General features: G+C 68.1%; 16 protein-coding genes, 1 tRNA gene and 1 pseudogene. 7 read left to right on the top strand and 11 right to left on the bottom strand.

Annotated features, from left to right (window positions below; genetic code table 11):
• Positions 1-2,016 (top strand): hypothetical protein (locus VEG08_11280; protein HXZ28564.1); only part of this gene is annotated, 2,016 nt, incomplete at its 5' end.
• A 27-nt stretch (positions 2,017-2,043) separates the two neighbouring features.
• A complete protein-coding gene (locus VEG08_11275; protein ID HXZ28563.1) occupies positions 2,044-5,202 on the top strand; it encodes a protein kinase in 3,159 nt (1,052 codons plus the stop codon).
• A gap of 6 nt (positions 5,203-5,208) precedes the next feature.
• Here VEG08_11275 and VEG08_11270 read toward each other — a convergent pair whose 3' ends face one another.
• On the bottom strand, positions 5,209-5,481 hold the full coding sequence (locus VEG08_11270) for a DUF4242 domain-containing protein (protein ID HXZ28562.1): 273 nt from the start codon (positions 5,479-5,481) through the stop codon (positions 5,209-5,211).
• 85 nt (positions 5,482-5,566) lie between these two features.
• Here VEG08_11270 and VEG08_11265 point away from each other — a divergent pair, with 85 nt between their 5' ends.
• Positions 5,567-6,070, top strand: coding sequence for an OsmC family protein (locus tag VEG08_11265; GenBank protein ID HXZ28561.1), 504 nt, complete (start codon positions 5,567-5,569; stop codon positions 6,068-6,070).
• Between the two features lie 7 nt (positions 6,071-6,077).
• On the opposite strand, the gene VEG08_11260 is transcribed toward VEG08_11265, so the two are convergent.
• Both VEG08_11260 and VEG08_11255 read right to left on the bottom strand, forming a co-directional pair.
• Positions 6,078-8,444, bottom strand: coding sequence for a protein kinase (locus VEG08_11260; protein ID HXZ28560.1), 2,367 nt, complete (start codon positions 8,442-8,444; stop codon positions 6,078-6,080).
• A 62-nt stretch (positions 8,445-8,506) separates the two neighbouring features.
• Positions 8,507-8,872, bottom strand: a complete 366-nt coding sequence (locus VEG08_11255) for a hypothetical protein (protein HXZ28559.1) — start codon at positions 8,870-8,872, stop codon at positions 8,507-8,509.
• Between the two features lie 120 nt (positions 8,873-8,992).
• Here VEG08_11255 and VEG08_11250 point away from each other — a divergent pair, with 120 nt between their 5' ends.
• A complete protein-coding gene (locus VEG08_11250) occupies positions 8,993-9,967 on the top strand; it encodes a hypothetical protein (protein ID HXZ28558.1) in 975 nt (324 codons plus the stop codon).
• A 22-nt stretch (positions 9,968-9,989) separates the two neighbouring features.
• Here VEG08_11250 and VEG08_11245 read toward each other — a convergent pair.
• The 4 genes from VEG08_11245 to VEG08_11230 form a co-directional block, all read right to left on the bottom strand.
• Positions 9,990-10,079 (bottom strand) — tRNA-Ser (locus tag VEG08_11245).
• A gap of 116 nt (positions 10,080-10,195) precedes the next feature.
• On the bottom strand, positions 10,196-10,660 hold the full coding sequence (tadA, locus tag VEG08_11240) for a tRNA adenosine(34) deaminase TadA (protein HXZ28557.1): 465 nt from the start codon (positions 10,658-10,660) through the stop codon (positions 10,196-10,198).
• 107 nt (positions 10,661-10,767) lie between these two features.
• Positions 10,768-11,799, bottom strand: coding sequence for an agmatine deiminase family protein (locus VEG08_11235; protein HXZ28556.1), 1,032 nt, complete (start codon positions 11,797-11,799; stop codon positions 10,768-10,770).
• 68 nt (positions 11,800-11,867) lie between these two features.
• Positions 11,868-12,785, bottom strand: coding sequence for a carbon-nitrogen hydrolase (locus VEG08_11230; protein ID HXZ28555.1), 918 nt, complete (start codon positions 12,783-12,785; stop codon positions 11,868-11,870).
• A 295-nt stretch (positions 12,786-13,080) separates the two neighbouring features.
• On the opposite strand from VEG08_11230, the gene VEG08_11225 reads away from it, so the two are divergent.
• Complete coding sequence (locus VEG08_11225; GenBank protein ID HXZ28554.1) at positions 13,081-14,154, top strand: deoxyhypusine synthase family protein; 1,074 nt, start codon at positions 13,081-13,083, stop codon at positions 14,152-14,154.
• Positions 14,155-14,453: 299 nt separating this feature from the next.
• Here VEG08_11225 and VEG08_11220 read toward each other — a convergent pair whose 3' ends face one another.
• The 3 genes from VEG08_11220 to VEG08_11210 all read right to left on the bottom strand — a co-directional run bounded on the left by VEG08_11220 (position 14,454) and on the right by VEG08_11210 (position 17,046).
• A complete protein-coding gene (locus VEG08_11220) occupies positions 14,454-15,758 on the bottom strand; it encodes an NCS2 family permease (GenBank protein HXZ28553.1) in 1,305 nt (434 codons plus the stop codon).
• Positions 15,759-15,978: 220 nt separating this feature from the next.
• On the bottom strand, positions 15,979-16,524 hold the full coding sequence (locus VEG08_11215; protein HXZ28552.1) for an arginine decarboxylase, pyruvoyl-dependent: 546 nt from the start codon (positions 16,522-16,524) through the stop codon (positions 15,979-15,981).
• A 180-nt stretch (positions 16,525-16,704) separates the two neighbouring features.
• Positions 16,705-17,046 (bottom strand): hypothetical protein, encoded by a 342-nt coding sequence (locus VEG08_11210; protein ID HXZ28551.1) that lies wholly within the window; start codon positions 17,044-17,046, stop codon positions 16,705-16,707.
• A 308-nt stretch (positions 17,047-17,354) separates the two neighbouring features.
• Between VEG08_11210 and VEG08_11205 the strand changes: the two are divergent.
• A pseudogene (locus VEG08_11205) lies at positions 17,355-17,777 on the top strand (peroxiredoxin family protein).
• Between the two features lie 61 nt (positions 17,778-17,838).
• On the opposite strand, the gene VEG08_11200 reads toward VEG08_11205, so the two are convergent.
• Positions 17,839-18,738: a LysR family transcriptional regulator gene (locus VEG08_11200; GenBank protein ID HXZ28550.1), complete on the bottom strand. Its 900-nt coding sequence runs from the start codon at positions 18,736-18,738 to the stop codon at positions 17,839-17,841.
• Between the two features lie 405 nt (positions 18,739-19,143).
• Here VEG08_11200 and VEG08_11195 point away from each other — a divergent pair.
• The coding region (locus VEG08_11195) for a glutamine synthetase beta-grasp domain-containing protein (GenBank protein HXZ28549.1) at positions 19,144-20,045 on the top strand (902 nt) is incomplete at its 3' end.

The raw sequence follows: 20,045 nt of genomic DNA, 5'->3' as shown, positions 1-20,045 counted from the left end.
GCGGTGCTCTACGAGATGCTGAGCGGCAAGGTGGCCTTCCAGAGCGACTCCTCGGTGGAGACCATGAACGCCATCCTGAAGGAAGATCCGCCCGAGCTGAGCGAGGCCAATCTGCGGGTGGCGCCGGGGGTGGCGCGGGTGGTGCAGCACTGCCTGGAAAAGCGCCCCGGCGACCGCTTCCAGTCGGCCCACGACCTGGAGTTCGCGCTGGGGGCGCTGTCGGGGACGGGGATCGGGAGCGGAGTGCGGCTGGGGGCGCCGCGGCGCAAGTGGCAAGCGTGGGCGGGAGCGGGAGTCGTGGTGGTGCTGGCGCTGGTGGGGACCTTTCTGCTGATGAGCCGGAGCCCGGCTCCGCAGCGCATGCAGTTCGCTATCCCAGTGAACGGCGAAGTGTATTCCATGGCCCTTTCCCGGGACGGCAGCCTGCTGGCCTTCGTCTCGCCCGACGCGGAGACGGGCGCCAGCATGATCTTCGTGCAGCGGGTGGGCGGCGGAGAGGCGCGCGAACTGCCGGGAACGGAGGGCGCGAGCTATCCGGCGTGGTCGCCCGACAACACGGCGCTGGCCTTCTTCGCCGGGGGCAAGCTGAGAAAGATCGCCGTGGGGGGCGGCCCTGCCGTGGCACTGGCCACCGCCGGACATGGGCGGGGCGCGAGCTGGGGCAGCCAGGGAGTGATCCTCTACACGCCCGAGATCGGCGGTCCGATCTGGCGGGTGAAGCCCGACGGCTCGGGAGCGGCACCGGAGACGGTGCAGCGTGGGGACGAGAACTCGCATCGCTGGGTCAGCTTCCTGCCCGACGGCCGGCATTATTTGTTCCTCGGCGTGAGCTTCTCTGCGCCCGTGGGTCCCGACAATGGGATCTACCTCGGGACGCTGGGCAGCAAGGAACGGAGGCTGCTGGTGAATGCGAGTGCCAGCGGGACCTTCGGGGCGGGCTCGCTGTTCTACCTGGACCCGAAAGCGGTGCTGATGGCGGCTCCGCTGGAGGTGAGCGCGGGAAAGCTAGGCGGGGCGCCGCAAGTGGAGGCTCCGGCGGTGGATTACTCACCCTCCACCCTGCTCGCCAACTTGACCGTGGCCGACAACGGGACGCTGGTCTATGACAGCAACCCGGGAGCGGCGCTCTCGCAGCTCACGTGGTATGACCGTACCGGCAAGGAAGCGGGCACGCTGGGGAGCCCGGGCATCGTGGCCAACCCGGCCATCGCTCCCGACGGCAACCGGGTGGCGGTGGACATCAACGACCTGAAAGCCAACAGCGTGAACCTGTGGATCCAGGATGCGGCCCGGGGTACCACCTCGCACTTCACCTTCGGTACCTCCGAGGAAGCGGATGGGGTGTGGTCGCGGGACGGGAGAACCATCGCCTACCGTGGAGTGGAGACGGTCCCGGACATCAACCTCAAGCCGGCCAGCGGGGTGGGCGCGCCGCGCATCCTGGCCCGTGGCGACCTGAATGGCGACCTTATCCCCAACTCCTGGTCGGCGGACGACCAGCAGATCCTGGGCACGGCGTTGTCGGCGGCGGGCGGCTCCCAGTTGGTGCTGGTGGAGGTAGCGACCGGAAAGTCGACGCCCTTCCTGAAGGCGAGCGGCAACCAGACCAACGGGCAGATCTCGCCGGACGGGAAGTGGGTGGCCTATGCGTCGGATGAGTCCGGGCAGTGGGAGATCTACGTGACCACCTTTCCCGGGGCGGCAGGGAAGTGGCAGGTGTCGACCGGCGGAGGTACCGAACCGCGCTGGCGCCGCGACGGCAAGGAGATCTTCTACATCGCCCCCACGGGGATGCTAACGGCGGTGCCGCTGAGCGCCGGCGCCGAGGGGATCGCGACCGGGGCAGCCAACTCCTTGTTCCGCATCCACGGACGCGCGCCCATCTCCTCCACCGATTTGTTCACCTACGACGTGGCGCCGGACGGGAAACGCTTCCTGGTCAACCGCTACGTGCCGCCCGAACATCCCGTGCCGCTCACCATCGTGCTGAACGCGACCGCGGGCGGGTCGCATTGAGCCTTTCCCCCGGGGGTCGCCGGCGGGATGACACCGCCCGAAGGGGCGGACTATACTGCTTGCACTCGTCGCGGTGGGGGAATGGCGCTTCAGGCAGGGAGCAGGCTAGGGCACTATGAGATCACCGGCGTCCTGGGAGCGGGCGGGATGGGAGAAGTCTACCGCGCCCGCGACACCCGCCTGGGCCGCGAAGTAGCGCTCAAGGTCCTGCCCGACGCGCTCGCCTACGGGCGGACGGGGCGGGAGCGCTTCGAGCAGGAGGCGCGCTCGGCCTCCGCCCTCAATCACCCCAACATCGTCACCATCTACGAGCTGGCGCAGGCCGACTCCATCCACTACATCGCCATGGAGCTGGTGGAGGGCGAGACGCTGCGGCAGAAGCTGGAGCGCGGACCGCTGCCGCTGCGCAAGGCGCTGGAGGTGGCGGCGCAGGTCGCCGAAGGCCTGGCCAAGGCGCACGAGTCGGGCATCGTGCATCGCGACCTGAAGCCCGAGAACGTGATCGTACCGCGCGAGGGTCCGGTGAAGATCCTCGACTTCGGGCTGGCCAAGCCGGCCGCGCCCAGCCTCCCGGGTGTCTCGCAGATCTCCACCCAGGGATTCGCCACCTCGCCGGGAGCGGTGATGGGAACGGCGGCGTACATGTCCCCGGAGCAGGCCGGCGGCCAGCCCCTGGACTTCCGCTCCGACCAGTTCTCCTTCGGGCTGATGCTCTACGAGATGGTGACGGGGAGCCGCGCCTTCCAGCGCCACACCACCGCCGAGACCATGGCGGCGATCATCCGGGAAGAGCCCGAGCCCATGCGGGCGCGCAACCCCGCTCTGCCGGCGCCGCTGTGCTGGATGACGGAGCGCTGCCTGGCCAAGGACCCCAAGGAGCGCTATGTCTCGACCCGCGACCTGGCGCGGGAAGTGGCCGCGCTGCGCGACCGTCTTGCCGACCTGCCGCAAGAGTCGCCCGAGGCCCGCCGGCCCAGCAACCTGCCCGTCGCTTCCACCGCTCTGGTGGGGCGGGAGCGCGAGGTCGCGGCCGCGAGCGAGCTCCTGCTGGGAGCGGAGGTGCGGCTGGTGACGGTGACCGGCCCCGGCGGCATCGGGAAGACGCGTCTCGCGCTCGAGGTGGCGCGCGCGCTTGAGCCCCGCTTTCCCGCGGGCGTCTACTTCGTGCCCCTGGCGGGAGTGAGCGATCTCCGGCTGATCGCTTCGGTGATCGCGCAGACGCTGGGGCTGCGGGAGAGCAGCGGGCGGTCGCCGCAGGAGGAGCTGAAGAGGTATCTGCAGGAGAGCCTGCGCGCGCCCCTGCTGCTGGTCTTCGACAATTTCGAGCACCTGCTGGCGGCGGCGCCGCTGGTGGCCGAACTGCTGGCCTTGGGCGGGAGCCTGAAGATCCTGGTGACCAGCCGGGCGGCCCTGCATCTCTCCGGGGAGCACGAGTTCCCCGTGCCTGCGCTGGCGCTGCCCGAGGCCCGCGCGCGGCTCAGCCCGGAGGCGCTGGCGCAGTGCCCGGCGGTGGCCTTGTTCGTGCAGCGGGCGCGGGCGGTCAAGCCCGACTTCACTCTGAGCGGCGACAATGCCGGCGCCGTGGCCGAGATCTGCGAGCGGCTGGACGGCCTGCCGCTGGCCATCGAGCTGGCGGCGGCGCGGGTCAAGCTGCTCTCGCCGGCGGCCATGCGCACCCGCCTGGAGAGCCGGCTGCAATTGCTGACCGGGGGAGCCCGCGACCTGCCCGCACGCCAGCAGACCCTGCGCGGCGCCATGGACTGGAGCTACGAATTACTGACTCCCGCCGAGCAGAAGCTCTTTCGCCGGCTGGCGGTCTTCGCCGGCGGCGCCACCCTGGAAGCCGCGGAGGCGGCGTGCGACACCAAGAGCGACCTGGGCGTGGACATCCTGGAGGGCATGGCCTCGCTGGTGGACAAGAGCCTGGTGCAGCAGCAGGAGCAGGAGGGCGGGGAGCCCCGCTTCCTCATGCTGGAGACGGTGCGCGAATACGCTCTCGAGCACCTTGCCGCCCAAGGCGAGGAGGCGGCGACCCGCCGGGCGCACGCCGCTTACTGCCTGGTGCTGGCGGAGGAGCTGGACGCCGCCGATGCTGCCGCTGAGGCGGGCCAGGCGGAACGCCTCGACCACCTGGAAAGCGAGCACGACAATCTTCGCGGCGCGTTGGACTGGCTGGCCGCGAGCGGCCAGGCGGAGTGGTGCCTGCGGCTGGGAGCGGCACTCTTCCACTTCTGGGAGCGGCGAGACTACCTCAGCGAGGGGCGCGAGCAGCTGGCGCGGGCGCTGGGTCCGGCGGGCGCCGCGGCCAGCAAGGCGCGCTCGCGGGCGCTGTTCGCCGCCGGGGTACTGGCGGGGTCGCAGGGCGACTACGCCTCTAACCAGCGCCTGATGGAAGCAAGCCTGGCGATGGCGCGCCAGTTGGGGGACAAGCAGGGCATCGCGGTTTCCCTGAACGCGCTGGCGGTGAATGCGCGCGACCGCGAGGACGTGGCCAGCGAGCGCGCCCTCTTCGAGGAGAGCCTGGCGGTGTGGAGGGAGGCGGGCGACCCGCAGGCGGTGGCCCGCGCCCTGAGCAATCTGGCCAACGTGGTCCGGCTGCAGGGGGATTACGAGCACGCCCGCAGCCTCTACCAGGAGTGCATGGCGGCCTTCCGGGAATTGGGTGACCGCGGCGGCGTGGCCTGGTCGCTCGACCACCTGGGAGACGTGGCGCGCGACCAGGGCGATGCCGCCGGCGCGCGCTCTCTCTACGAGGCCAGCCTGACCGCCTTCCGCGAGTCGGGCGACCTCTGGGGCGTCGCCGGGGCGCTGGCCGATCTCGGGGGTCTGGCCCAGGGGCAAGGGGACTACGCGGGGGCGCATGCCCTGTACGGCGAGAGCCTGAAGGTGTTCCAGGAGTTGGGGCACAAGCGCGGGGTGGCGCGGCTGCTGGAGTGCTTTGCGGCGTCGGCGGGGGCGCAGGGGCAGGCGGAACGGGCGCTGCGGCTGGCGGGGGCGGCGGCGGCGTTGCGCCATGCCATCGGCGCGGCTCTGACGCCACCCGAGCGGGCAGCGCTGGAAACGACGCTGGCGTCCGCGCGCGCCGCGCTGGACCATGCCAGCGGCACTTCGGCGTGGCTGGAGGGGTGGGCCTTGCCGGTAGAGCAGGCCATAGCGGAAGCGCAGGCCGGGCCGGCCCAAGGGTGAGCGGGCTTACTCCGCGGTCCCGGGATCGATGAGGCGGCGCACGGCGGAGATGCGATTGGCGGGGAAGCCGCCGCGGCGAGCGTGCTCGCGGATGGTGGCCTCGTCGGGAGCGAGATAGACGCAGTAGATCTTGTCGCCGGTGACGTAGCTGTGGAGCCACTGGATGTCCGGGCCCATGGCCTTGAGCACGTTCACCGACTTGCGCGAGACCTCCTGCAGCTCGGCGTCGGTCATGTTGCCGGCCCCGGGGATCTCGCGCTCGATCACGAACTTGGGCATGCGTTTCCTCCCCGAAGGTATTGATGCTAGCAGGGTGGGGGATGGTGCTCAAGAGATTCACAGGCAGTCCAGGAAGGAAACCGGGATGGACCTTCGATCGATCCAGAAGCCGTTGAAGGAGCAGTACCGCAGCCAGCCGGAGAGCTCGCGCATCACCCTGACCGCCAAGGGCAGCCAGAGCGGCGCCCCCATCGCCTGCTCGGTGGACATCGGCCGGGCCGTCTATGAGGCGCAGGCGCACAAAGGAGTGGGCGGGGCGGGGACGGGCGCCTGCTCCGGCGACCTGCTGCTGGGAGCGCTGGCCGCCTGCGCCCAGCTCACCTGCCAGATGGTGGCCACGGCCATGGGCATCCCCACCGAGCGCATCGAGGTCACGGTGGAGGGAGACTTGGACCTGCGGGGGACATTGGGGCTGGCGCGCGACGTGCCCGTCGGCTTTCCCGCAATCCGGGTGCGCTTCCAGATTGTGGCGCCGGCGGCCACGCCCGAGCAGGTGCGCGCGCTACAGGAGAAAACCGAGCAGTACTGCGTGGTCATGCAGACCCTGACGCATCCACCGGCCTTGCGGACGGAGTGGTCCCACCGATAAGCGGCGATCAGCGAAGCCGGGCCCCGCCCTTTGCGATGCGATGGTCGAGAAAGTTCTTCTGGCACTGCATGGCCTGGCTGCGGATCTCGGCGAAGCTGGGGAGGGCGCGCAGGCTGGCGAGGACCGGGTCGCGGTCCAGGGCGGGATAGGCGCAATAGCCGCGTGCGATAGCGTCACGGAGCATCCGGAGGGCCGCACCCCGGCGCCCACAGAAGGCGAGCTCGCCGCCTAACCAGTAGGAAGGTTCGGAGTCGTGGGCATCGACCAGGGAGGCGGCCGCGGAGTCGAGCTCCGCGCTCCCACGATGATTGATGCAAGCCTCGAAGAAGGGCTTGCCCCAGCCACCGCCGGCGGGGACTCGCTCCACTACGGCGCGCAGAGTGGTGGGGGAGGGGTCGGTGCGTATGGTGAAGTCAAAGTTGACTACGTTCACCCATTCCGACCCGGCACCAGTCTGGAGGAAGTCGCGAGCGCGGTCATAGCGCCCCAGCAGGATAAAAGCTAAGCTGCAGGTCACCCAATCGGAAGAGCCGGGATCGAGTGCCAGGGCGGTATCACATTCCCGTCCCGCCTCCTCGTTCAGCCCGGTGTAGCGCAGAACGTAAGAGAGGGTGAAGTGGGCCTGGGCACTATCGGGGCGGCGGCGCACCAGTTCGCTGGCCTGGTCGTAGGCTTCATTCAGTTCGCCCCTCTCGACGCGCTGTTCGATGAGGCGCGCGGCAGCCTCCGTCAGATTGGGATCGAGCTGCAGGGCGCGCTGGAAGGCGGGCAGGGCGCGCTGGTATTGCGCTTCGCCTCCCTCTCCGTAGGCAGCGTCACGCCTGCAGCGCCTGCCCAGGGCAAGCCAGGCGGGGGCGTAGTCAGGGTCAAGCTGAAGCGAGCGCTCCAGCAGCGCGATGGCCTGCTTGTTGGGCACGTTGTCGCGGGAGAGCGCCAGGCTGCGCAGGTAGAGGTCGTAGGCTTCGGGGTTGCGCGGCGTCGAACCGGAGGCGCTGGCAGAGGCCCCCAGCAGGGGCAGCAGCTCCTGGCGCACCCGCGCCGTGATCTGTTCCTTCAGGGAGATGAGATCCTTGGCCGGGCCGCTGACCGTCTCGCGCCACATCACGCGGTTGTTCTCCACTTCCACCATCTCCAGGGTGACGCTGATGCGGCTGCCTTGCTCGAGATAGTGTCCGGTGACGACGTTGCGCACGTGCAAATCGCGCCCGGCGGCCTGAAGGTCTGTGCCCGCTGCCTGGTACTTCTGCGTCTGGGAGAAGGGACGCACGGCCAGCGCAGGAACGTAGCTGAGGGTGGTGACCAGCTCGTCGGGGACAGCCAGACCCAGAAAATCCAGATTGTGGTCGGCGCCCACGTTCTGGAAGGGCAGGACCGCGACCGCCATGGGAGCGGAGGAGGTGGCCGTGGGCGCTGGAGGGCGGCGCGCCAGCCGCACGAGGAGAGCGGCCGCCACAACAACCACGACGGCCGCGCCGGCATAGGCCACCTTGCGGCCCAACCTGCCGCGTTGAGGCACGGGAAGGGCAACCGCGGCGGAGGAACTGGCGCCGCGCCCCAGCCGGCGCAGGTCCACCGCGACTTCGCGCGCCGACTGGTAGCGCAGCCCGGGGTCCTTCTCCAGGCACTTCAGGATGATGCGCTCCAGTTCGGGGGTAAGGCGCGGGTTGAGGGCCCGCGGCGAGAGCGGGGGCTGGTGCAGGATGTTGTCCACCAGGCGGGAACTCTGGGTCTCGGGGAAGGGGCGGCGGCCGGTGGCCGCCTCATAGAGCAGCGCGCCCAGGGCATAGAGGTCGGTGCGCGCGTCCGCCTTCTCCGCCAGGACCTGCTCGGGGGCCATGTAGGGCAGGGTGCCGGCGACGGCTTGAGGATCGGTCAGGCTCTGGGTGAGGTCGGAGTCGGCCGGGCGCAGCGCCTTGGCCAGTCCGAAGTCGAGCACCTTGACCGCGCCCCGGGGCGAAACCATGACGTTGCCGGGCTTCAGGTCGCGGTGCAGGATGCCGTGCTCGTGGGCCTCCTGCAGGGCGTCGGCCACCTGGGCGCCCAGCTCCGCCAGATCGCGCTCGGGAAGCGGCCCGCGCAGCAGCCGGTCGGCCAAGGTCATCCCCGGGATGAGCTCCATGGCCAGAAAGTCCACGCCCTGCTGCGTGTCGAAGTCGAAGACGGTAGCGATGTTGGGATGGCTGAGGCGGGAGAGCAGCAGGGCCTCCTGGCGGAAGCGGGAGCGGGCCTCCTCGTCGGCGAGCGCGCCCTGGGGCAGGACCTTGAGGGCGACGTCGCGGTCGAGATGCTGGTCGTGGGCGCGAAAGACCACACCCATGCCGCCGGCGCCGATCTTCTCGATGACCCGGTAATGCGACAGGTTGCTGCCGATCATGCCCGACCTTGGCCGCGCATCTTAGGCCGCGGCCGCGCGGCAAGTCAACGCGGAGGCACGGCTCACTTCTTGAAGAGGTCGTCGAAGGCTTTGCGGGCGTCGGCGGGAGTGCGCCCGGCGGAGCTGATGCCGGTGGTGGTCTCGCGCTCCACGCTCACCCGGATCTCGTAAAAGGTGCAGGCGTTGGCGGCATCCTTCGGGGTGACGCGCTCGGGGACGGGCTGACGGCACTCGAAGCGCTCGGAGGGATCGAAGTGGGTGCACTGCTGGCAGGAGTGCAGGGCGGCGGCGCACTTGGGGCACTGCGCGGGCAGGTCGCCCAGGGCCGGCAGCACCACGCCGCACTGGGCGCAGCGCGAAACCTGGCGCGCGCCCGGCAATTGGTTGGGGCGGAGCCCGAAGCTGTCGTTGCCTTTACGGGGGGACATAGGAAGGTTGAGTAGAGTGTAGCCCCAAAACGGGGCCGTTGGACGGGAAAAGTGACGGCCGGGGGCGGCGGGCGTGACACGCAGCGGCCGGACGGCTACACTCGGCGGCGGAGAGGACTTATGAAGCGGTCCATGGGCGTGACCATCGCGGCGGGGACCGTGCTGCTGGGCTCGGGGCTGACGCTGCTGCTGGGGCTGGGGATCGCGGCCCTCGGCTGGATGGAGAGCGACCCGCGGCTGGCGGCGCTGCGGCCGCTGCTGCTGGTGGAGGCGGCGATGTTCGGAGTGGTGGCCGTGCTAGGCATCGCCACCGGGGTGGACCTGCTGCGGCTGCGGCGCTGGGCGCGCATCTCGGTGCTCATCTTCGCGGGGTTCCTGTGCCTGATGGGATTCACCGCCGGCTTCGTCATCCTGCTCATGCCCTTCCCCGCGCCGCCGCATCCACCGGCCGAGTTCGCGCGGGTGATGGCGGGAGTGCGCGTGGGGCTCTCCGCCTTCTACTTCCTGCTGCTGGCCCTGGGAGCGTGGTGGCTCTGGCTGTTCACGCGGGAGAACGTGAAGGCGCAGTTCGCGGGCGCGAAGGGCGCGGCGCCGGCGGGCGGGAGTCCCGCGGCTGCAGCGGTGGCGCGGGTGGGCGTGGCCCAGGGACGTCCGGTGAGCATCACCATCATCGCGGTGCTCATCCTGCTGGGGGCGATCAATTTCCCGGTCGCGTTGCTACTGCGCTTCCCGGCCTATGTCTTCGGGTGGCGGGTGGCGGGTTGGGGCGGGGTGGCCTTCTATCTCGGATTCAGCCTGGCGCACCTGGCCATCGGAGCGGGGCTGCTGAAGCTGCGCCCCTGGAGCCGCTGGGCGGCCATCGCCCTCTACCTGTTCGGCATGATCAACGCCGCCACCATGGCCCTGCCGGGACGCATGGACGCGCTGATGGAGACGGTGTGGAGCCGCTTTCCCGCGGTCATGCGCCCGCCGGGGAACTTCCCCATGCCGCCCATGTGGATCTACATGACGCCGGCGGTCATTCTGATGGGAGTGATCCTCTACTTCTTGGTGCGGGAGGGGCCGGCGTTCCGGAAGAAAGTACTCAGTACCTAGTACTCAGTAGTCAGAAGAAGGATGGCGGAGAGGGAGGGATTCGAACCCCCGATACCCTTTCAGGTATGGCCGCTTTCGAGGCGGCTCGTTTCAACCACTCACGCACCTCTCCGCGTCAGAAAAGCAGTGGCCAGTGGTCAGTGGCCAGTTGCCAGTCAGTATTCAGTACCTAGTACTCAGTACTCAGGCCCTAGTACTCAGTACTCAGAAAAACCTCCCAAAGCGAAACTAAGTCCGCTGCTGGGCGCGGCGCTCGCGGAAAAACGTCTGCAAGAGCTCGGCGCAGCGGCCTCCCAGCACGCCCCAGGTCACGTCCATCTTGTGGTTCAGGCTGGGGTGGTTGAGGACCTGGAGGACGGAGTGGACCGCGCCCGCCTTGGGGTCCTCTGCGCCATACACCAGGCGCTTCAGGCGCGCGTGCACCAGCGCGCCGGCGCACATGGCGCACGGCTCGATGGTAACAAACATCTCGCAGCCCTCCAAGCGGTGGTTGCCCAGCGCGGCACCGGCCTGGCGCAGGGCCAGGACCTCGGCATGGGCGGCGGGATCGTGGTCGGTGAGGTTGCGGTTGGCGCCGCGGCCGACGATGCGGCCCTCGCACACGACCACTGCGCCCACCGGCACCTCGCCCGCTGCCTGCGCGCGCAGCGCCTCGCGCAGGGCTTCTTCCATCCAGAGTTCGTCGGAGGACATTGGCAGAGTCATTGTAATCGGGCGATCGGGTGATCGGAACTGCAGATCCCTCGCTGCGCGCTCGGGATGACAAGCGTGAAACGTGATACTTGAAACGTGAAATCGGGTCATCCCGCGGGCTGCTGCTGGGTCATGCAGTGGATGGTGCCCAGGCCCCAGACCAAATCCAGGCAGTGGATGCCGACGACCTGGCGGCCGGGGAAGAGGCCGGAGAGCAACCTGAGGGCGAGGCGGTCGTTAGGATCGTCGAAGGTGGGAACCAGGACGAGGCGGTTGGCGATGTAGAAGTTGGCGTAGCTGGCGGGGAGGCGCTGGCCGCGGAAGACGACCGGCGCGGGCATGGGCAGTTCGACCACGTGGAGGCGGCGGCCTGCGAGGTCGGTGGCGGCGCGCAGGCGGCGCAGGTTGGCCTGCAGGGGCGTGTAGTTGGGGTCGCGGCGATTGCGCTCGACGGCGGCGACCACGGTCGAAGGGGAGACGAAGCGGGCGATGTCGTCGACGTGGCCGTGAGTGTCGTCGCCCACGATGCCGCGCTTCAGCCAGATGACCTTGCGGATCCCCAAGTAATCGGCGAAGACCTTTTCCAAGCCGCGGCGGCTGAGGCCGGGATTGCGCTGCTGGGTGCGGGAGAGCTGGCACTCCTCGGTGGTGAGCAGGAGACCGCGGCCGTTGACGTCGATGGAGCCGCCTTCGAGCACGACGGGGCGCTGCTTCCCGGCGATCTCCGACGTCGGAAACCAGGCGGGAAGCTTGGTGAAGCGGGCGACGCGACGGGCGGCGGCTTCGTCCTTGCGCCAGTCGGGATACTTGGCCCAGGCGTTGAAGCGCCACTTGGTGAGGGCGAGGCGACGTCCGTCCACCAGGAAGATGGGGCAGGAGTCGCGGGTCCAGCCGCGGTTGGTGGGGAAGCGGTGGAAGCTGAGCCGGGCGAGCGGGACGCTGGAGCGCTCCAGCACCTGGCGGGCGCGGAGCTGGTGGGCGGCGTCGTTCACCAGGATGTGCACTCGCTCGACGCGGGCCAGGTGGCGCACGATCTCGGCATAGACCCAGGGGATGGCCTCGAACTTGCCGGGCCAGTCGGTGCGGTTGTGCGGCCAGGCCAGCCAGGTGGCGGCGTGCGGCTCCCACTCGGCGGGCATGCGGTAGCCGAGAGAGGCGGGGTATCGGGCGATCGAGTGATCGGGTGATCGGGTGATCGAAGATCGGATCATCGGGTCATTTCGTCGTCGATCAGGCGCTGGGTGATGGGGCCATAGGCGTCGATGCGGCGGTCGCGCAGGAAGGGCCAGTTGCGGCGGACGTCCTCCAGCTTGGCCAGGTCAACCTCGGCGAGGACGACTTCTTCTTTGTCGTGCGAAGCCTCGGCGATGACGGCGCCGAAGGGATCGGCGACGAAGGAGCCGCCCCAGAACTCGAGGCCGGGGCCGGGGGCGGCGTTGCCCAGGATGTCGCCGGTCTCGTGGCCGACGCGGTTGACCACGGCCACGTACACGCCGTTGGCGATGGCGTGGGCGCGTTGGATGGTGCGCCAGGCGTCGTGCTGGCCGCGGCCGAACTCCTGCTTCTCCGCCGGGTGCCAGCCGATGGCCGTGGGATAGAAGAGCACGTTGGCGCCTTGCAGGGCGGTGAGGCGGGCGCCCTCGGGATACCACTGGTCCCAGCAGACCAGGGCGCCGAGCTTGCCGCAGCGCGTGGAGAAGGCGCGGAAGCCCAGGTCGCCGGGGGTGAAGTAGAACTTCTCGTAGTAGAGCGGGTCGTCGGGGATGTGCATCTTGCGATAGACGCCCGTCAGCGAGCCGTCGGCGTCGAGGACGGCGGCGGTGTTGTGATAGAGGCCGCGGGCGCGTTTCTCGAAGAGGGAGGCGACGAGGACGATCTGCAGTTCGCGGGCCAGCGCGGCCAGGCGCTCGCTGGTGGGTCCGGGGACGGGCTCGGCCAGATCGAAGAGCGCGGCGTCCTCGCGCTGGCAGAAGTACTGGGTGCGGAAGAGTTCGGGCAGGCAGACCACCTGGGCGCCACGGCGGGCGGCGTCGCGCACCATCTCGAGGGCGTGCTCCAGGTTGCGCGCCGGGTCGGGCGCGCACGACATCTGGACCAGGCCGATAGTGAACTTCTCTGCCGACATCGCGGACTAGGATAGCAGAGAGCTTCTCAGGAGTTAGGAGTTGGTAGTTAGTAGTTAGTAGTTAGGGGCAGGCGGCATCGGGCGATCGGGTGATCGGAACTGCAGATCCCTCGCTGCGCTCGGGATGACAATCCCGCAAGCAACAACCGTGCACGCGAGAGCTTTCCTGACTCCTGACCCCTGACCCCTGGGTCCCGACTCCCCGCTCTCAGCGGTTGACGGAAGTGCGCGGAAACTGTAGTTTTCCAATTTCGAGTCGACGAGCGAAATCGTTCTGTCTCAGCGAGGTGAGGGCTTGAAGCACAAGGGGAACCACGAGGGCACAGGCACGGAGCGCAAGCTGCACGATCCGGTGGCGGACAAGCTGACGCCGGTCCATCCCCTGGACCTAGGGAAGATCAAGTCCATCGACGACCTGGTGCGGGCCATGGCCGACACCGCCTTCACCGGACGGCAACTGGGCGAGGCCGCGGACGTGCTGGAGGCCATGGCCCGCGACAAAGACTGCTTCGTGGTCATGACCCTGGCGGGGGCCATGACCGTGGCCAAGCAGGGCCTGGTCATCACCGAGCTGATCGACCGCGGCATCGTGAACGCCATCGTCTCCACCGGGGCGCTGATGGCGCACGGGCTGGTGGAAGCCACCGGGCGGGCGCACTTCCGCGCCGACCCCAAGATGAGCGACGTGGAGCTCTATGAGGCCGGGTACAACCGCGTCTACGACACCATCGAGCCGGAGTGCAACCTGGACGACATCGAGGCGGTGGTCTTCGAGGTGCTCAAGAAGTGGAACGCCAAGGAGATCCTGTGCTCGTGGAAGCTGAACCGGGCCATCGGCGAGTACCTGCACAAGCACGTCAAGGGACGGGGGATCCTGAAGTCGGCCTACGAGAAGGGCGTGCCCGTCTTCGTGCCCGCGTTCACCGATTCCGAGCTGGGACTGGACCTGGCCCTGACCAACCGCATCCGCGCGCGCGACGGCCATCCCAAGCTGCGCTTCGATCCCTTCGAGGACCTGGAGCACTTCGCCGAGACCCTGCTGGCGGAGAAGCGGCTGGGGATCTTCACCATCGGCGGCGGGGTGCCGCGCAACTGGTCGCAGCAGTTCGGGCCTTACGTGGAGTTGCGGCACCGGCGGGCGGGCGAGGACGTCCCCCTGAAGCGCTACCACTACGGGCTGCGCATCTGCCCCGAGCCGGTGTATTGGGGCGGGCTGTCGGGCAGCCCCTACAGCGAGGCCATCTCCTGGGGGAAGTTCGTGCCGCAGGAGGAGGGCGGGAAGTTCGGCGAGGTCTTCGTGGACGCCACCGTGGGCCTGCCGCTGATCGTGGCAGCGGTGCTGGAGAGACTGGATAAGAAAAAGAAGTGACCAGTGGCCAGTGGTCAGTGGCCAGAGGGCGCGGCGGGAGCCGCGCCCGTTTTGTTTGGGGCTGTCATCCTTCGCGAGGCGCATCCGAGCGGAGGATCTGACGATGCCGCCTGGGCAACCATCGCGGCGGCGGAAGCGGTGTCGTCAGATCCTCCCGCCTCCTTCCAGTCGGCGGAAGGATGACACTCATCAAGGTTCGGGGCTCCCTGACTGAGCGGGGGCGACACGCCCGCCCACCACTGCGGGCAAGATGCCCGCCGGACAGCCGGCGAGACGCCGGCTCTACTTAAAGTAATGCTTTAACTATAGGGGTAGAAGATGAAGAAGAGCAGGGAGAGGGCGGCGAGGACCCAGAGGCCGCCGCGGACCTCGCGGGCGCGTCCCGCGACCAGCTTGAAAAAGGGATAGAGCACGAAGCCGGCGGTGATGCCCACCCCGATGTTGTAGGTGAAGCTCATCAGGCCGATGACAGCGAAGGCAGGCACGAGTTCGGTGTAGTCGTGGAAGTCGATGCGGGTGATGGGGGCGAGCATGAGCAGGCCCACGACGATCAGGGCGGGGCCATAGGCCTGGGCGGGGATGGCGGCCACGAAGGGCGAGAAGAAGAGCGCCGCCACGAAACACAGGGCGGTGACCACGGCGGTGAAGCCGGTGCGGCCTCCGGCCTCTACCCCGGTGGCCGACTCGATGTAGGCGCCGGCGGTGGTGGTGCCGACCAGGGGAGCGAAGGTGGTGGCCAGGGCGTCGGCCAGCATGCAGCGCTCGATCTGGGGCAGGTTGCCGTCCTTGTCGAGGAAGCCGGCGCGGGCGCTTACCCCGATGAGCGTGCCCATAGTGTCCACGAAGGCCATCACCAGGATGGTTAGCACCACCGGAAAGAACCCCCAACTCAGCAGTCCGTGGAGGTCGAGCTTGAGGAAGATGGATGCGGGGCTGGGAGGCAGGCTGAGCAGGGCGTGAGGCGGAGCGGCCACGCCGGTGAGATAGGCGAGCCCGGCGGTCACCACGATGCCCACCAGGATGGCACCGGGAAACTTGCGGATCATGAGCACGGCGATGAGCAGGAAGCCGAAGATGGCGACCAGCACGGCGGGAGCGGTGAGATGGCCCGTGCGCACCGGGGCGCCGGCCACGCCCAGAGCGACGATGCCGGTCTCGTTCAGCCCGATGAAGGTGAGGAACAGGCCGATGCCCACCGCGAAGCTGTAGCGCAGGCCGGGCGGCACGGCGTCCACCAGCCATTTGCGCAGCCGCACCACGGTGAGGAAGACGAAGAGCACGCCGGCCACGAAGATGGCGGCCAAGGCCTGCTGCCAGTGATAGCCCAGGAGCTGGCAGACGCTGTAGGCGATGAAGGCGTTCTCGCCCATGTAGGGAGCGATGGCGAAGGGGCGGTTGGCGTAGAGCCCCATGATGAGGGTACCGAAGATGGCGGTCACGATGGTGGCCACCATGGAGGGCTCTTTGGGGATGCCCGCCGCCTGCAGGATCGCCGGGTTGACCACGATGATGTAGGACATGGTCATGAAGGTGGTGAGGCCGGCGATGGTCTCGCGGCGAAGGCTGGTGCCGTGTTCGGTGAAGCGGAAGAAGGCGGCGAGCAACGGGTGCTCCTTGCGCCAGCGATTGTAGAAGGAGCAGGGGCATTCGCAAAGTAGTCAGGGGTCAGGAGTCAGGGCGTCGTGACCTTGGTGAAGCCTTCGTGTCCTTTGTGGTGAAGGTCTTGAAAAGCCAACCACAAAGGGCACGAGGGTATCACGACGGGCACAAAGGAAACGGTGCGGGCAGGATGCCCGCAGGACAGCCGGCGGGACGCCGGCGATACTAGCCGAAGATCATGATGGCGGAGGCGATGACGGTGGTCCAGAGGCCGCGCTTGTCGCCCACCGCCGACTGGGTGTTGTTGAGGGTGCGAACGATCTTGTTGGAGATGCGGTAGATCTCCTTCTTCTCGTCCCAGGAGCGGTCGGGGTCGAACTCGACGTTCAAGGTTGTGGCCAGCATCTCGGCGGCCAGCTCCTCGGCGTAGTCGCCGGCCACGTCGTCGGTCTCACCGAAGGAGTGGTGCTCGCTCAAGTAGCCGTAGGTGGAGCGGTCGGCGGGAATGGCCAGGCCGATGGAGGCGGCCACCAGGCGGTGGGGCTCGCGGGTGGAGTTCTCGGCCACCACCGCGAAGACCACTTCCCCGTGGTGCAGGTACTTCAGCCCTTGGGAGCGCGGGATGAGCTTGCAGTTCGGGGGAAAGATGGAAGAGACGCGCACCAGGTTCTGGGAGGCGATGCCGGCGTCGCGCAGCGCCAGCTCGAAGGAGGTCAGGCGTTCCTTGTGTTTGCCCACTCCCTTGGTGAGAAAGATCTTGGTGGGGACCATCTCTTTGCCCAAAGCTGTCAGCCCTCCAGAGGTCGAATGGGTTCGAGAATTGGAGAATCTAACACAGCGGGGGAAAGGCGGACAGCAAAATTCTGCGGGGCGGAGCGCTACGCGCGGGCGGGGGCGCCGGAGAAAAAAAAGAGGCGGGAGCGCGGCAGCGCCCCCGCCCGGAGGGAAGTCTTACTTGGCGGGAGCCACCGAGGCGACGGTGATGGTATCGCCCTCCAGCGTGCCGGTGACGGTGGCCTTCTCGCCCGCCAGCTTGTCGAGCATGGCGGCGTCGCCACCCTTGAGCTTGTACACCTTGTCCCCGACGACCAGGGCGTAGGCGGAGCCTTCCTTGACGCAGGAGCGGGTGCATTCGGCGGCGTTTCCGCCCGCGTGCTTGGCGCCGCACATGGCGTCGCCGACCTCGCCGGTGAAAGTGGAGGGCTTGGCCCCGGCCAGCGCGGGCAGGGTAAGGCTGGCGGCTACCAGCAGCGCCAGCAGGGAGAGGACCAGGGAACGGGCGAGCGATCGCATTGTTTCTCCTTTGTGAAATCTTTGCGGCCGGGAGGGGACCGCGGGGCGGGAGCCTCCGGCTCGGGCCCGTGCTGCTATGGATTCGCGCGACGAGCGAAAGGTTTCACTACTTAGGGGGGATTTTTCATCCTCCCGGCCGGGGAGCGCGACGGGGGATTGCGGTCGCGGGGCGAATCTGGCATCTTGGGGGCATGAAAACTGCGAGCAAAGCACTGCTCCTGGTGGTGCTGGCGGCCGCGGCGGGATGGGTGACATGGAACCGCCTGGGGCCAGCCTCGCTCTCCAGGACCTTCGCCGCCGGCCAGGCGGCGCCCGACTTCACCCTCAACGACCAGGACGGCAAACCGCTGCAGCTCTCCTCGCTGCGCGGGCAGAAGGTGCTGCTGGTCTTCTATAAGGGCTACTATTGAACCCACTGCATGGCGCAACTGCGCGAGTTCGCGCAGCATAGCAAGGACTTCGAAGCCGCCAAGACGCGGGTCGTGGCCATCAGCGCCGATACCCAGGACCTCTCCCACCAGACCTGGGAAAAGGCCGCACAGAAGCAGTTCTCCATCCTGAGCGATCCCGGTACCACCGCCATCAAGGCCTACGGCCTGCTGACTTCGCAGGACGGCAAGCCGGTCAGCAAGCGCACCCTGATCCTGGTCGACGAGCAGGGCATGCTGCTCTGGCAGGAGCCGGCGGGCAGCATGACCGCGGAGGAAGTGCTGAAGAAGATCCAGGGATAGTAGTCAGCTGTCAGGAGTCTGAGGCCCGGCGAGAGCCGGGCCTTTCTGTCTCCGGGCCGGGTCAGCGGTTGGCGGCCTGGGGCTGCTTGAGCTTGACGGTGATGTCGATGAAGGCGAGGGCAGCGCGGCTGAGCGCCTTGTCCTTGCGGAAGACCAGGGCGAGGTCGCGGCGGATGTGGGCGTCGGCCAGGGGAACGGCGGCCAGCACCCCCGCGCGCACGTCCTCCAGCACGGTAGAGCGGGCGATGAAGCCCACCCCCACGTCGGCGGCCACGAAGCGCTTCAGCAATTCGCTGGAGTCCAGCTCCATGGAAATGTTGGGCTTGAGGTGGCGCTCGTGGAAGAGGTCCTCGATGGCGTCGCGGGTGCGCCCCAGCTTGGGCAGCAGCAGGGGGAACTTGACCACGTCCTCGATGGCGGCGGCCTTGAGCCGGGCCAGGGGATGCGCGGGCGGGGCGATGAGCACCAGCTCATCGCGGTGGATGAGCACCACGGTCATGCGGCTGTCCTGCACCGGAAGGGAGACCACGGCGAAGTCCACGGAGTTGTCGATGATGGACTCCAGGATCTTGGCGCGCTCGGCGCGGTTCACGCTGACCGCCACCCCCGGGTACTGCTTCTTGAACTCGGCGAAGACCTCGGGAAGGATGTGCAGGCAGGTGGCCTCGTTGGCCCCCACCACGATCTCGCCGCGGGGGACGCGCTCCATCTCGGCCAGGGCGGTGAGCATGGCGCGGCGGCGCTCCAGGGTCTCCTCGGCGTACTTCTGGAAGGCCTTGCCGGCGGCGGTGAGCGCCACCTTTCCGCCGGAGCGGTCGAAGAGCTTGCCGCCCACCTCTTCTTCGAGCGCCCGGATCTGGGCGGAGATGGCGGGCTGGGTGCGGAAACGCTTCTCCGCGGCGCGGGAGAAGCTGGAGTGCCGCGCGACTTCGAGGAACGTTTCTAGTTGGTCGAAATCCATGGCGAAGTTCCCAGTTCCCGGTTCCCACTCTAGTTTCGAGTTTCAGGATTCAAGTTTCAAGCGGGACACTCAGCGTCTCATAAAAGCGGGTTGTCGCGCGATAAAAAGTATGGAGGCGAGGGGCACTGGGGGCGCACGTTTTCCACGGCCCAAGCCGTTGCAGGGAAGAGGCTTGAGCGGCGATAAAGCCTCCTTATCGCGCCCATAAAAAGTATCAATTTCCCAAACGCGGGCGGCGGCGGATACCTTGAGAAGATGAGGGCCGGCGCTGACGGCCGGCCTCGAAACCGACTCCCGTCTTCCACATGCCAATTCACCGGCGCTCCAATCCGAGGCGGCACGACCGCCTGCGGCGCGGGCGCCCCAACCGCGCGGAGTGCAGCCGCGCCAAGGAGCTGAGCGAACATGCCTGACCCCAAAGCTGTCATGGAGTTCGTCAAGAAGAACGGCATCAAACTTCTGGACCTACGCTTCACCGACCTTCCCGGCCTGTGGCACCACGTCTCCTTCCCCATCGAGCAGTTCAGCGAGGCCTCGTTCGAAGAGGGCTTCGGCATGGACGGAAGCTCCATCCGTGGCTGGGCGGCCATCCACGAGAGTGACATGCTGCTCATGCCCGACCCGGCGTGGTTCATGCAGGACCCGTTCACCGAGGTGCCTACGCTGGTGATGGTGGCCGACGTGATCGACCCGGTCACCAAGCAGCGCTACGACCGCGACCCCCGCTACATCGCGCGCAAGGCGGAGATGTACCTGGCCTCCACGGGCATGGCCGACACCGCCTTCTTCGGCGCCGAGGCTGAGTTCTTCATCTTCGACAACGTGCGCTTCGACCAGCGCGAGCAGCACGGCTTCTACTTCATCGACGCGGAAGAAGGCCGCTGGAACTCGGGACGCAAGGAGAACAACCTGGGCTACCGCCCGCGCTACAAGGAAGGCTACTTCCCGGTGCCGCCCACCGACCACTACCAGGACCTGCGCACCGAGATGGCCATGACCATGCAGAACTGCGGCCTGGAGGTGGAGTGCCATCACCACGAGGTGGCCACCGGCGGGCAGACCGAGATCGACCTGAAGTTCAACTCGCTGGTGCGCTCCGCCGACAACATGATGCTCTACAAGTACATCGTCAAGAACACCGCATGGGCCAATGGCAAGACCGTCACCTTCATGCCCAAGCCGCTGTTCGGCGACAACGGCTCCGGGATGCACACGCACCAGTCGCTGTGGCTGAAGGGCAAACCCCTGTTCGCCGGCGACGGTTACGCGGGGCTCTCGCAGACGGCGCTGTGGTACATCGGCGGACT

This window comes from Terriglobales bacterium (genome assembly GCA_035624475.1).
GTDB lineage: Bacteria > Acidobacteriota > Terriglobia > Terriglobales > Acidobacteriaceae > DASPRL01.
This window is presented reverse-complemented; position numbering and strand designations above follow the sequence as displayed.